The 13,852-nt window shown below is 57.4% G+C and carries 10 protein-coding genes and 1 pseudogene; 1 reads left to right on the forward strand and 10 read right to left on the reverse strand.

Going from position 1 to position 13,852, the window contains the following annotated elements; genetic code table 11:
* Positions 1-242: pseudogene (locus BAA01_12160) on the forward strand (transposase).
* Between the two features lie 429 nt (positions 243-671).
* Here BAA01_12160 and BAA01_12165 read toward each other — a convergent pair.
* The 10 genes from BAA01_12165 to BAA01_12210 all read right to left on the reverse strand — a co-directional run bounded on the left by BAA01_12165 (position 672) and on the right by BAA01_12210 (position 13,837).
* Positions 672-2,441: a glycosyl hydrolase family 2 gene (locus BAA01_12165; protein ID OUM87257.1), complete on the reverse strand. Its 1,770-nt coding sequence runs from the start codon at positions 2,439-2,441 to the stop codon at positions 672-674.
* Between the two features lie 59 nt (positions 2,442-2,500).
* Positions 2,501-3,589 (reverse strand): hypothetical protein, encoded by a 1,089-nt coding sequence (locus BAA01_12170; GenBank protein ID OUM87264.1) that lies wholly within the window; start codon positions 3,587-3,589, stop codon positions 2,501-2,503.
* 89 nt (positions 3,590-3,678) lie between these two features.
* Positions 3,679-4,833 carry a glycosyl hydrolase gene (locus BAA01_12175; GenBank protein ID OUM87258.1) on the reverse strand — a complete coding sequence of 385 codons (1,155 nt, stop codon included), beginning with the start codon at positions 4,831-4,833 and terminating at the stop codon, positions 3,679-3,681.
* On the reverse strand, positions 4,830-6,710 hold the full coding sequence (locus BAA01_12180) for a hypothetical protein (GenBank protein OUM87259.1): 1,881 nt from the start codon (positions 6,708-6,710) through the stop codon (positions 4,830-4,832). The genes BAA01_12175 and BAA01_12180 overlap by 4 nt, the downstream gene beginning before the upstream one ends.
* Positions 6,707-8,320: a hypothetical protein gene (locus BAA01_12185; protein ID OUM87265.1), complete on the reverse strand. Its 1,614-nt coding sequence runs from the start codon at positions 8,318-8,320 to the stop codon at positions 6,707-6,709. Before BAA01_12185 ends, BAA01_12180 begins: the two co-directional genes overlap by 4 nt.
* A complete protein-coding gene (locus BAA01_12190; protein ID OUM87260.1) occupies positions 8,298-10,127 on the reverse strand; it encodes a hypothetical protein in 1,830 nt (609 codons plus the stop codon). The genes BAA01_12185 and BAA01_12190 overlap by 23 nt, the downstream gene beginning before the upstream one ends.
* 86 nt (positions 10,128-10,213) lie before the next feature.
* The gene (locus BAA01_12195; GenBank protein ID OUM87261.1) at positions 10,214-11,617 is read right to left on the reverse strand and encodes an ABC transporter substrate-binding protein; all 1,404 of its coding nucleotides are present in this window, start codon (positions 11,615-11,617) and stop codon (positions 10,214-10,216) included.
* Positions 11,618-11,734: 117 nt separating this feature from the next.
* The gene (locus tag BAA01_12200) at positions 11,735-12,568 is read right to left on the reverse strand and encodes a sugar ABC transporter ATP-binding protein (GenBank protein OUM87266.1); all 834 of its coding nucleotides are present in this window, start codon (positions 12,566-12,568) and stop codon (positions 11,735-11,737) included.
* A 41-nt stretch (positions 12,569-12,609) separates the two neighbouring features.
* Positions 12,610-13,530 (reverse strand): sugar ABC transporter permease, encoded by a 921-nt coding sequence (locus BAA01_12205; protein ID OUM87262.1) that lies wholly within the window; start codon positions 13,528-13,530, stop codon positions 12,610-12,612.
* A gap of 88 nt (positions 13,531-13,618) precedes the next feature.
* Positions 13,619-13,837 (reverse strand): hypothetical protein, encoded by a 219-nt coding sequence (locus BAA01_12210; protein ID OUM87263.1) that lies wholly within the window; start codon positions 13,835-13,837, stop codon positions 13,619-13,621.
* Positions 13,838-13,852 lie beyond the last annotated feature (15 nt).

A 13,852-nucleotide genomic window follows, 5' to 3' on the forward strand; every position in this document is an offset into this window, starting at 1 on the left:
CCAACGAGCTGGATTTGCTGATCAAAATGCTGGCTTACAACCTCTATGAGCGGTTCAAGCGGGACTATTGCGAACCCGTTCATTGGGGCTATACGATCGCCAGGTTTCGGCTGGAGTTCTTCCATTGGGCGGCGACGATCGTTCGGCACAGCCGGAAGCTCATCCTGAAACTGGCTCACGACTTTCCATACCGCCATGCGTGGAAGCGAATCGAAGCGCGGCTGGCGACCATGTCAGGTTAGAGATTCCCACAATTTTACATGGAAAACCAAAAGCCCCTTGCGGTGGGGGAGGGGGAGGAATACCTTTCAACGCTGACGGGGAGTTGTCTGGCTGGGAACTTCCCTGTTATTTACAGGGTGTTATGCGCTAACATCTCGTGATTTTACCGAAACAATGGGCTTTCGAAATTTAGGTTGAATATATCGAGTTTTTCTACAATCGCAAACGAGTCCATTCGGCGATCGGGTATCTCACACCCATTCAATGCGAACAAATGTACGATTATGTTGCGTAATTTTCTCGATTCCATGTGTCCAATCTATTGACAGAGGTCCATTCTTTTATAGATGTCGGACCAGTAACTTTATGAGAAGGGCAGTTCCAAAAGTCATTCAAAGGACTTTTAGAACTGCCCCTTCTTTGTATATACTCCCGGTATAGGAGACGTTTCACCATCTTGAATAGAAATCTTTCATGACGTAAAAAGCCGGTTTCTTGTGGGTCTTGTCCGCGGAAAGCAGCCCTTTGGTATTGTAGAAATTCTGCGTGAAATGGAGCCGGCGCGGGCAGCGGAAGTCGTACAGGATCCACGGGCTCATGCCTTTGACACAGGAGATGCGTTCGAGCACGCGGACCTGCTTTTCATAAATGTCCAGCTGGCAGTCTTCCGTCCCTTTCTCGTCCCGCGTGCCCCGGTGGCCCGGCTTGGCGTCGGCGCCGAATTCGGTGACGATGACGGGTTTGTCCGGCTTGCTATTTTCGAACAGTTTGACGAGGTTGTCAAAATTCGTCTGATACCAGCCGTAATATTCGTTGGCCCCGATGATGTCCAGCACGTCGGCCAGGCGGTCGCTGATCACATGGTTGACGTGGTCCAGCATGCAGGCCGCCGAGACGGGACGGGTGGGATCCAGCTCCCTGGCGCGTTGGACAAGGCGGCTCATGAACCGGTAGCGCGCGTCGGTATCGGCGTTTTCGTTGCCGACGGACCAGATGATCACGCTGGCCCGGTTGCGGTCGCGCAGAATCAGCTCGCTCAGCTGGTTTTCCGCGTCCCGGTATGTTTCCTCGTTTTCGAAGTCGATGGCCCAGTAAACGGGGATTTCCTCCCACAGCATCAGGCCGATTTCGTCGGCGATTCTGGCCGCCTTTTCCGTGTGGGGGTAGTGGGCCAGGCGCATGAAATTGCAGTTCATTTCTTTGGCCAGCCGGAAGTTTTCCCGGATTTCGTCCTCGGTGACGGCTTTGCCGTTATTCACGCTTTCCTCGTGGGCGCTGACGCCCTTCAGATAGATTTTTTCCCCGTTCAGCAGGATGTCGGTGCCGTCCACCCGGATTTCGCGGAATCCGATCCGGTCAATGACTTCGTCTTCTCCGAAGGACAGGCGGACGTCGTAAAGCTTCGGATGTTCCGGGCTCCACAGTTCCGGCCGGGCGTCGATGACGGCGGTTCCGGAGCCGTTTTCCACCGGAATCGGACAATCGATGCCCAGTTCCCTGATCGTCAGGCGGGCGGTTCCCCGGTCGGCCCCGTCAATCCAGACGGCCGCCCGGATCCGGGAAAATTGGCTTCCCGGCACGAGATGCACCGCAAAATCCTTGATGAAGGCCGCGGGCAGACGGATGAGTTCCACGTCACGGTACAGGCCGCCGTAATTGAACCAGTCGGTGTTTTCGCAAGGGACGCGGGTGCGCTTGCGAGTGTTGTTCACCACCACCAGAATCCGGTTTTCGCGCTGCAGCTTTCCCGTCACTTCCACGCAGAACGGCGTGGAACCGCCCCTGTGGTACCCGAGGTATTCCCGGTTCAAAAACACTTTCGCTTCGTAGTTGGCGGCGCCAAATTTCAGGAACACCCGCTTCTCGCCGCGCGGGACGTATTGAAACTTGCGGGTGTAGACGGCGCTTCCCTCGTAGAGGAAATACCTCTCCCGTTCGGTGTTCCAGCAGGACGGCACCCGGATCGTTTCCCACTGGTCGAAGCTGTAGTCGAGCGGCAGTGTCCGCCCGTCTTCGTCGACGGTTTTCTCTTCGTACCATTTGGCCCGGAGGCAGGTGTCGTACGGGTCGACGGCGAAGTTCCACCAACCGTTCAGTTTTTCCGCCGGCCGGCCGCGGTCGCAAATCAGGGAACGGTGATCGATGGGCCTGGAAAGGTATTCTTTTTCGTAATCCGGATCATGGATGGAAGGGACAAAGTTGGACGGTTTGTCGGTCATGGTGGTTCACTCCCGTTTTCGGTGATCTTGAATGCCGGTTTCTGGCCGTCCTTCGATCGTCAATCCAGCGCTCGGTCGATGGCGGCTTGCCCGCCGGACCAGATTTTCCGGGCCGTCCAGTCGGCGGGGGCCCCGCTCCAGAACGGGGCCTTTGCATCCAGCCCGAGCGGAAGGAAGACGACGGTGCACAAATACAGGCTGCCGGTGGTGATGTACGATTCGCCGATCCACGGCTGGTGCCCGCAAAACCCGATGCGGAGCCAGCCGTTTTCGTCGAAGGTGCCTTCCGCTTCCGTCATGTTGCGGATGACAGCCGTCAGGGCGCTTCGCACCTGCGGTGCCGGCAGGGTGACCGGCAGCCTGTCCTGAAGCGCCAGCTGGGCGAGGAGATGGAAAACGCCGAACCGGTACGCCAGCGAACGCCCCACGGGCGGAAACGTGCCTTCGGGGGAAATGAGCCGTTCCAGGATTTCGCCATACCGCTGCGCGCGCTTCAGCACCGGTTCCTTCATGCGCGCCCATTCCGGATCCTCCGTGCCGATTTCGTCCAGGAGGTCGATCAGCATCGGATGGATGACGAAGCTGTTGTAGTAGTCCCAGTGGAAATGCGGGCCGTCGCAATAGGCGCCGTCGCCGGCGTACCATTGCTCGTGCTGCTTCAGGGCGTAATCGATCCGCATCGGATCCCAGTCTTCCCCCATGCGGCGCAGGGCGGCTTCGATCATCGCCGAAAACAGCAGCCAGTTGTTGAAGCACGGTTTGCGCGTGCGGGTCTGCTTCAGCGCCTGCGCCACCTGCCGGCGCACCCGCTCCGGCAGTTTCTCCCACAGTTCCGTCGACGCGCGGAGAATGCCCTGGGCGAGAAACGCCGCGTCCACGATAGGCTGGTCGCCTTCGCTGAAGTTCATATAGTCGGGCGAGGCGGGATTCGTGGCCATGTCCAGTCCGGCCCTGGCCAGGTCAGCAAACCGGGCCCGCAGCGAGGCTTCCGAACCCGTTTCCAGCCACGGGGCGATGCCGGCCAGCGTGCGGCCGAACGCCTCGAGCGGCGCGTAGATGCGGCGCTCCTTCAGGCCTTCGTGCGGCATGGAACGGGCCAGGCGCCCTTCCGCCAGATGAACGAGCACCGGCTCCGCGATTTTCAGCATCGTATTGAGCCAGTACGTCCGGTCGCCGGATGCCTGAATATTGGAGTGTTCCGGAACACCGGATGGTGGAACAAGGCTTTTCTCCCCCATCACCAAAACAGCTCCTTGTTGCCCCTCAGCCGGGACAAGCCTTCCACGAAGAAGTAGTCGCCGTAGATGAGGGAGACGTTGATGTTCTTTCCTTCGGGGAAATGGCCGGTGCCCCCGAGAATGAGTCCTTCGTGGCCGGGATCGTCCCAGGCGCCGTAATGCGTGTACAGGGAGCGGAGGATCCGTTCCGCCGCGTTCCGGTAGGCCGCCGCCTCGCGAGGCGGCACCAGGTCGCCGATCAGCAAAAGACCGCAGGCGGCAATGGCGCCTGCCGATGAATCCCGGGGATGCGGCACCTCGTCCGGTAGGCGGAAATCCCAGCAGGGAACGCCGTCCTCCGGCAAATGCGACAGGAAGAAATGGGCGATCCGCTTCGCCGCGTCCAGGAATTTGACGTCCCGCGCATAGCGGTAACAGTGAGCAAAGCCGTAGACCGCCCACGCTGTGCCCCGGGACCAGGCGGACGTTTCGTCATACCCCTGCCCGCCCAGCGGTCCTACCGGTTCGCCGGTGAACGGATCGAAGGCGAAAATGTGGCAGACGGAACCATCCCCGCGGACAAAATGGGTAAGGACGGTTTCCGCGTGGGATTTGGCGATATGGAAAAAGCGGGGATCTTTCGTTTCTTCTGACGCCCAGAACAGCAATGGCAGATTCATCAGGCTGTCGATGATGGCCCAGCCCCGGTTGTCCTGGTTTTCGTGCCAGGGGTTCCAGGCGCGAATGAATTTCCCCTGCGGGTTGTACCGCCCGGCGAGCAGGGTGGCCGCCAACAGGGCGCGCCGCCGGGCATCTTGATCACCCAGCAGCTTGTATCGGGCCAGGCTGGTAAGCGTCCACATGAAGCCGATGTCGTGATCCAGGGTGTCGTAATCGAAAATGACCCGGTCCAGTTCGCGTTCGCATTGTTCGGCAATCTGCCGGAACGGTTCGTGCCGGTTTTCCCTGTACAGCAGCCACAAGAGGCCCGGCCAGAAGCCGGCCGTCCACCAGTGGGGCCGTTCCAGCACGTACTGCCCGCCGTGTACCGCATGGGGAAACCGGGCCCCGATGCGTTCGGCGGTCCGTTTCACCTTGTCGTTCACCTTGTTCCAGGCTTCCTCCGTCCAGGAAGCGGCGCGAGCATCCACGGTTCGGATCTCTCCTTTGTTCATGGAATGAATGCAAACCTGAACCGGATCTTTCCGTCGCGTCCGGTTGGTTTGACCGCAAAGTCCAGGGCGTAAAACATCGACATCCGGCCGTCGTGGCCGGCAAATTCCAGCGGCTTTAAGTCCGGGGCCGCCAGGGAAGGGTCGTATTCGACGGCCAACCGGCCGTTGCCGCCCAGCATGATGCGACCGCTTTCCAGCGGTTCCGGCTTGAAGGGCGTCACAAACCGTTCGGTCATGTTGGCGGGCACGCCGGCGAAGGCGAACGCATCTTCGAGCGTCAGACTGGGCGAAGCGGATTTGTGCCAAACGAACGTCCTCACCAGTCGCGTCAGGGAAGATTCGGGATAAGCCGCCGAGAGGTCCAGGGAAAACACATCTTCCCGTTCCCCCGTGACCGCCTTCAGGACGACCGCCCTGCAATCGCGGCCCGCCTGCTGGCCCGCGCCGCCGACGATCGGCACCGAGTGGCCGAAAGAAGCGTTGCAAAGGATCTCGTAGCGCTTCGGCCCGAAGTAATCGGCCGTGTACAGGCCGGCGCCCATGTCCGCCAGAAACGTCTCCCCGTTCCCGTGCAGAATGAAATGGCCGATGTCATTGTGGTTGTGCGGTTCGTCGTTGTGGCCGCCCTTGGCTGCAAAAAAATAGGTGTTCCCGTTTTCGACGTGGCGGGAAAGCAGCCATTCGGCGTCGGGAAAATAAACGGACATCGGTCCCCAGGGTTGCCCGGCCAAATCCGGCTGGTACCAGGCGATGCTGCGGATCGCCGGCGCCCACCGGCCGCAAGGATCGGGCTTGAACGGGCTTCGCAGGCGGCGTTCCGGAACGGCGACATCCGGAAACAACGCATGCAGATAATGAAAAAAGCCCGGGTCGACGGCCGCTTCCGGCACGGCGTCGGAAAAGTTGGCCACCTTGCGGCCGCTCATGAAACAATGCTGCGGAAACCGGGCGACAGCGTCCACCTTCTTCCAGGTGAAAAGGTCCATCGCGCCGCCGGTTCGCCGCTTCAGGAGATCGGCGACGTACACGAAAAAACCGAATCCGTACGCCCAGTAGCCGTATCCTTCCGTGCAGACCCCGTCGTTCCCGTATCCATCCAGAAAGCAGGCCAGGGAACCGAGCACCTTCTCCAGCACATCCGCCAACCGTTCCTCGTCATCCAGCAGATAGACGGCCGCCGCCCCTATCGAACCGGCGCAGACGGCGGACCAGTTGTGGCGGGCCGTTTCCCAGCCGAAGGGACCGAGATTCATATAGGGAGCCAGCACCCGGCGGTGTACTTCTTCATGAACGCGGCTCACGATCCGTTCCGGCATGCGGGGCCGCATCAGCGCGGTGATTTCGGCCAGCGCGAAGGCGGTTTCCGCGGCGAAAAGATCCACGTGCTGCGCGGGAGACCAGCTTGCGGCGCCGCTGCCGAACCCGGCGGGCAAATGGGCCGGGAGGCACCAGGTATATTCGTCGCAGACGGACCAGACGGCATCGTACAGCGCTTCCCGGTAAACGGGTTGATCCGGATAAAGCAGGGCCGTCACCGCCAGGGCGGTCAACCGCTGCCGTTTTTCAAAATACGGGGTTTCGTAAGGTTTCCGGGACCCTTCATCCACGAAAAGCCGGAACAGGGACCAGGGCAGATGGGGGATCGGACGCGCCAGAAACCGGTCCGCCTCTTCTTTCATTTCCTCCGCCATCTGCCGGATGGCGGGATTTGCCATCACCCGGTCCCGCCACGCCTCGACGCCGTCCGGAAACAAAAGACGGCCTTTGTCCGCCTTCAAGCCGTCTACCGCCTTCAGGCACGCCGCGATCTGTTCTTTGTTCCAGCTTTCCCGGTTCATGCCGACTTTGTCCATGTTGTTCATTTGATTTCCGTTCATTTGGCCACCGCCCCGATTCGCCGGTATTCCATGGGGGTGACGCCGACGGCGGATTTGAACGTTTTGATGAAATAACTCTGGTTGTCATACCCGAGCATGTCGCAGATCATCCCCACGGAATAATTCGTCGTGTCCAGCAGCTCCCGGGCTCTCTGCATCTTCATGCGGATGACAAAGTCCGTGAACGTTTCGCCGGTTTCCTTCTTGAACATGCGGCTGAAGTAGCTGGGATTCATGTGGAGATGGGCCGCCACTTCCTCAAGCCCGATCCGTTTGTCCATGTTGGCGAACACGTAGCGGATGGCCTGCATGATTTCGGGCCGGCCGCTGCTTTGCAGGATGTGGATGACGACGGGCCTGAGCGACCGCAGATAGTTCGTCAGCCAGGATTCCAGCTCCGGCAGGGAGTCGATTTCGAAAATCTCCGTGTGCAACGCTTCGGCGGAGTGGGGCGTCTGGAACCATTGCACGGAAAGCAGCTTCAGTTTGAGGTCCAGCAGCAGCTTCAGCACCCAGTCCTTGATGGTTTCGGGAGGCCGGGGTTGGTCCCGGAAAAACCGGATCCATCGGTTGACAGTTTCATGCACACTCTCCTCTTGCCGATCCAGCAGCGTGTTCATGAACTCTTCCCTGGCTTTGTCATAATAGAGGAACAAATCGACGTCAGCATAGGTCGGATGCCGCTTCTTGACGATGGAACCGTCCTCCAGATAGAAACGCTGGCCGCCGCCGGACAGCAGGTCGGCCATTTCTTTTTGCATTTCCGCAGGGGTTCGGCATTTCTCGCCAATAATGAACGAAAGGGACAGTTTCAGTGATTGCCTGACACTTTGCTGAAGATGCTGCAAAATGGTTTCCGTTTCTTCATACGGATTGAACTTCAGGGTGTCTTGGAAAGCAAACAACAGCACGGATCGTTTCGCGCTGTACGGGAAATGGACGACGGAGCGGGAGGCGATCATTTCTTCAATCACATTGTTGAGCGCAAAACGGAGCACATCCTCGGTCCAAAACCGCTCCCGTGCCTGCCGAAATTGATCCACGTACATCACAACCGGCAGAAACAACGCCTTGTTTGTCTGCAAACCGAAGGATTCCAGCTCTTGTTTCCATTGATCCGGATGCAGAATCGGCTGATGGATGGTGCTGCGGATGAAGTTTTCCTTCATTTTGTCCCGGCTGCGGATCAAGATCTGGCGCAGGTTTTCCTGCTGCCGGTTGACGCTTTTTTCCTCGTCCAATGATTCTTTGAACTGGCGCAGCAACCTTTGCAGCTCCGACGGGTCCAGCGTATCTTTCAGCAAATAATCCTGCACGTTCAGTTTCATCGCCTGCCGCGCATACTCAAACTGGGAATGGCAGGACAGGATGGCCACGCGCACGTTCGGTTTCATTTCCTTGATCTTTTCGATCAATTGCAGCCCGTCCATGTTGGGCATGCCGATATCGGTGATGAGAATGTCCGGCAGATCCGAGATGGCGTGCGCCAGCGCCTCTTCTCCGTCCATATGGAGGGTGGGTTCCGCCATGCCAAAGGCGTGCCAGTCCACCGATTCCGACAAAAACTCCAGAACCGGGTAGTCGTCGTCAACCAGCATCACTTTGTACATCGCCACGCCGTACCTCCCCGCGGGGGATGGTGAACGTCACCGTCGTCCCCCGGTCTTTTTCGGAGTCGATGTCCATCGCGAAGGACTTGCCGTACATGATGCACATGCGCTCGAACACGTTGGAAAGCCCGATGCCGGAAAATCCGTGCAGGTTTTCCGTTCCCCTTTCGCCCGTTTCACCGGACGAGAAAATGGAGGCCTTCAGTTTTTCCAGCTTGTCGCGGTCCATGCCGGCGCCGCCGTCCTGCACCGCAATCACGAGCCGTTCCGGTTCGTACCGGACGCCGACCCGGATCGTGCCGCCGCCGTTCTTCAGACCGTGGATCAGGGCGTTTTCGATGACTGGCTGAAGGAAGAAGCGGGGCACCTGTTCGGCCAGCGCGTCTTCGGGAATGTCGAGGTCGAGGCGGGCCTTTTCCCTGCGCCGCATGTTCATCAGCCGGACATAATGGGAAACAAGATCGATTTCTTCCCGCAAACTGATATGTTCGTTGTCCTGACCGATCGTCATGCGGAGCAGCCGGGACAGGGACTCGATGACCTCCGCGTTTTCCCGGTCGCCTTTGCGCAGAATGCTCATTCGGATGGAGTTGAGCACGTTGAACAGGAAATGCGGGTTGATCTGGGCCTGCAGCATGGCCAGCTCCGCCTGCCGTTTTTTCATCTGCTCCTCCGTGATTTCCCGGATCATCTCGTTGATGCGGTCCAGCATCTGGTCGAAGGACGTGCCGAGATACCCGATTTCATCCTGCCCGCGGATGCGGGAGCGAACCTGCAGATTGCCCCGCTGCACGGTTTCCGCCAGGCGTCCGAGGCGCCTCAGGGGGTTGGTGAACCGGTCGATCAGGAACACGAGAACCAGCATGAACGTAAAGAAGGAGGCAAACAGGATGAGATAGACGGCCTTGCTGGAATTGTTCAGCCGGGCGATGGATTCCCGGTAGGGCGACATGAGCAGCAGCGACCAATCGGCATATTGCATCTTTTGCCGGACGACCAGCACATCGTTCCCGTTGTATCGGACGATGCCGTGTGAATCTGGTAGTTCGAATTCGAGTCCGGTTCCGATTTTGCCGGGATCCGTGTGGGAAAGAATCCGTCCTCCGCCGTCGACCAGGGCAATTTCCTGGCCGCCGCCCAGCTGCTTGAAAATCGAACTGATGTCATCCTCCAGCATAGTGACGATGACATAGGCGTATATTTCCGTACGGGAATTCCGGAGCGGACGGGCGACGGACAGCTGATAAGGGTGATTCGTTTTGCGGGTGCGAAACACGGTGGGCTCGGTGCCGACCCAATAGGTCTCGAAGCCGCTCAGATTCCGCAAATGGCTGAACCAGGGCTCCTCCCGCCAGCGGACGGGATCATACTCATCCAGCGGATAATTCGTGTACGATTTGCCATTCGGCAACAAGATGGTAATGAAGAACTGTTCGCCGCCGGCCATGGACAGATTGTCCAGTTTTTTGATCACGGTGTAATATTCGTCGTAGAACCGCTTGTATTCCAATTCGGCATCCGGCCGGACGGGTTCGGACGCCTGCTCCCGCAGCACGACGTTGATTTCCGCGTCCACCTGGATGTAGTTGAGCGTATACAGCATCAGATCCATCAGCTTGGACACGTAGCCGTCCACCAGCTGCAGCGTGTTCCGGGCGCCCGTGACCGCCTGCTCTCGCATCGCCCGTTCGGTCACCAGATTGGAGACCACCAGCGTGATGCACGTCGGAATCAAAATGCAGGCCACGGAAGCGAGCATGAGTTTCAAGCGGAAGGAGCTGGATTTCAGCAATTTCGGATGGAGCATGGCTGAGACCCCCAGACAAGCAAGGAACGGAGTGAATCCCGTTCCTTACTTGTCATTTTACCAGCCTGTTTGTCATGTTGAGACCGTCATTTGTTGGATTCGATGATTTTTTGCACGCGGCTTTGCATGTTGCTCAGCGTTTCTTCCAGATCCTGCTCGCCCAGGATGAACAGTTCGAATTCTTCGTTTACGGCCTTGTACACTTCCGCTTGATAGGAAACCGGGGGGATGATCCGGTTGGATTTGGAATTCGCCAGCACGTAAATAAGCGATTCCTTGTCGACCAGATCCGGACGCAGCGTGTTGCTGAGAATCGAGTCGATGATTTTTTCCAGGTCGGCGTCGCTGACCCCGTTCCAGGACGGAATGTTGCGTCCGTATTTGGCCAGCCCCTCCGTCGTGTACCAGCGGATGAACGTGTAGGCTTCTTCCTTGTGCTGCGAACGTTCAGCGACGGCCATGAAGTCCGTCGTCACCGGCGTAACGCCCACGGGATCGGACGGTTCGTTCTTCGGATAGGGCGCCACCGCCACCCGGTGGCTCAGCGGGTTTTGCTCCGTGCCGCCGAGCTCGCTGTTCATCCAGCTGCCGATCAGGATCATGCTGGCGTCCTGGTTGAAGAATTGCGTGCGGTAGTGCAGCTTTTGCGACAGCATGTCGGCGTACGGCACCGCGGATTTGTCTTCTTTTTCCATCTTCCAGCGGAGCTCCAGCGTTTTCCGGAACAGCGGGCTGTCCAGATTGGAAGAGCCGTCCGGTTTTAACAGATCCGTGGAACCCTCCAGCTGGTTCCCCAAATGCAGTTTCAGGAATTCCATCCAGCCGCCGTTTTGCGGGCCGTGGAAATAGGTGCCGTAATGATCGGCGGTGGTCAGTTTTTTCGCGTATTCGGCGAAGTCGTCCCAGGTCCAGTCCTTCGGCACCTCAAGACCGGCCGCTTCCAGATGATCCTTGTTGAGCAGCACGTACCACGGATTGAACTTGCCGGGCAGGGCGTACACCTTGCCGTTCAGCGTCGTGTTGACCTTGTATTCTTCGGCGATGTTGAATCCTTCTTTGGCGATGAATTCGTCCAGCGGCGCCACCATGCCGATGTCGACCCGCTGCGCGTAGGAGGTGGGGTCGGAAAACATCAGCACGTCAAGCTGCGCGCCGCTCGCCGCCTCGAGGTCCAGCTTCTGAAGCGCTTCCTGGGAATCGCCCTTTTCGCTCAGGACGACGAGATCCACCTTGATGTGCGGATATTTCTCTTCGAAAGCGGCGATCGTTTCCGACCAGTTGTACTGTTGTTCCACGCCGTGGGTGTGGAATTTGATGGTGACCGGTTCTTTCGCCGACTGGTCGGTTGTTTGTGAAGCTGTTGGCGATTGCGTCGTTTGTCCGCTGTTTGACGATGGTTGCGATTGTTCGTTTCCCCCTCCTGAACAAGCAGCCAAGAGACTCATCACCAGGACGAGACAGACGAAGCCGGACAACAGTTTCTTTTTCATGGAATCCCTCCTGTTCTAGCCGGTAGGAATGAAATTGTATACACTTTCAATGTATCCGCATGCCGTACCGGGCGCATGCTCGTTCTATGACTTTTTTTAAAATATTTTGACTTCCGCTTACCCTTTGACGCCGCCCACCGTGATGCCTTCAATGACATGTTTCTGGCCGATGATGAACACGATGAGCAGCGGCAGGATGGCCGAAACGGCGGCCGCCATGATCAGGGAATAATACTCTCCGTTGATGGTCGAGAATTTTTGCATGGCGAGCTGCAGCGTGATCAACCGGTCCGTCCGCAGGAAGATGAGCGGGTTTTGGTAGTCGTTCCATGTCCAGATGAACCGCAGGATCGCGTACGTGGCGATGGCGGGCCGGACGAGCGGCACGGCGATCTGCAGGAAAATGCGGAAGTGGCCGGCGCCGTCGATTTTGGCTGATTCGATGTAGTCGTTGTGCACGGTCATGAAAAACTGCCGCAGCATGAACGTTCCCAACACGCTGAAGCTGTTCAGCAGGATGAGCCCGATGTGGGTGTCGAACAGCCCGAGCGACCGGTACAGGATGAATTGCGGGACCAGAATTGCCTGCTGGGGCACCATGAAGGTGGCCAGCACGATCAGGAACAGCCACCGGCCGGCCGGAAAGTTGACCTTGGAAAATCCGTAGGCCGCAAGCGACGAGACCGTGACGGACGTGAGCGTGGTCAGCACCGCCACCTTGATCGTGTTCAGGTAATAGAGCCAGAACGGGTAGTCGCCCAACCAGACCGTCTTGTAGTTGTTGATGGCGTTCCAGCGTTCGGGGATCCACTGGATCGGATAAGTGAACACGTCGTTTTCGAACTTGAGGGAGGCGGAAATCATCCAGAAAAACGGCAGCAGAAACAGGATTCCGCAACCAAGCATGATCATTGTGACGACGGCTTTTTTCCAGTTCAGCGCTTTCAGTATTGGCACCCTCATCCACCTCCGGTTTCTCGAGATCTGGTTCTTCAATAGTTGACCCATTTTTTCTGTCCGACCCATTGAATCAGGGTGATGATCAGCACGCTGACAAACAGGACGGTACCGATGGCAGAAGCGAATCCGATTTTCAAATTCAAAAAGGCGGTCTCATACATGTACCAGACCATGAGGCTGGTGGATCCCGCCGGTCCGCCTTTGGTCAGGACGGCGATCAGGTCAAACGACTTGAAGGTGTAAATAATGCCGGTGATGAGCAGGAAAAAGGTCGTCGGCGAAATCAGGGGCAGGGTGATTTTGCTGAACTTGGTCCAAACGCCTGCTCCGTCGATTTCGGCCGATTCGTACAGATCTTTCGGAATGGACTGCAATCCCGCCAGGTAAACGATCATGTTGAACCCGATGGATATCCAGATGGAAATCATCATGACGGAAACGAGGGCCCAGTTCGGATCCGCGATCCATCTTGGCGGATTGTCAATACCGACCAACCGCAAAAAATAGTTCACAGGCCCTTTGGAAGGATGGAACAGCACCTGCCAGACAACGGCCACGGCCACCACGCTGGAAATGTAGGGCATGAAGTAGGTGACCTTGAAAAAGTCTTTCATGTAAACGTGCTTGTCGATGATGATGGCGAGCAGCAGCGAAATCGCCATGCAGATGGGCACGGTGAACATGAAAATGAGATTGTTCGTGAACGTTTTGTGGAATTTGGCGTCGTCAACAAGCCGTGCAAAATTGTCCAATCCGGCCCATTTGAAATTTTCCAGGCCCATGACGAAGTCCCATTCGGAAAAATTCAAAATCAGCATGATGAGGATCGGAAACAGCGTAAATATGGAAATGCCGATCAGCATCGGCGCGACGAAAAGCCAGCCCGCCAGGGATTCCTTTCGCTTCAGCGTCAACCCGGTTTTCGGTTTTTGCAGACCGGTTGCAGCTTCCACGGAACATTCACCTCTCTCTTTATTTGTTAAGTCAATTGTAAAAAAAACACGGACGGCGTGACTTGAAACTTTTTTGATCAGAATGAAATTAATTTGACTTTCTGCCGGTGTTGTTGACGAGAATGCCGAAACACAAGAACCCCGCCGATTTTCCGGCGGGGTTCCAGACTGAAGACAAACTCCCATGTTTCAGGCGGAACGTGGGAGTTTGTTTTATGGTGTTGGCCAAAATCACCAGCAAAAAGCCAACTTGCTTTAGATGGGGACCTGACTTCCAAAGCCAGGTCGCCATCTTCTTCAGATTCATGGCAGCAAAAACAAG

This window comes from Bacillus thermozeamaize (assembly GCA_002159075.1).
Classification (GTDB): Bacteria; Bacillota; Bacilli; order ZCTH02-B2; family ZCTH02-B2; genus Bacillus_BB; species Bacillus_BB thermozeamaize.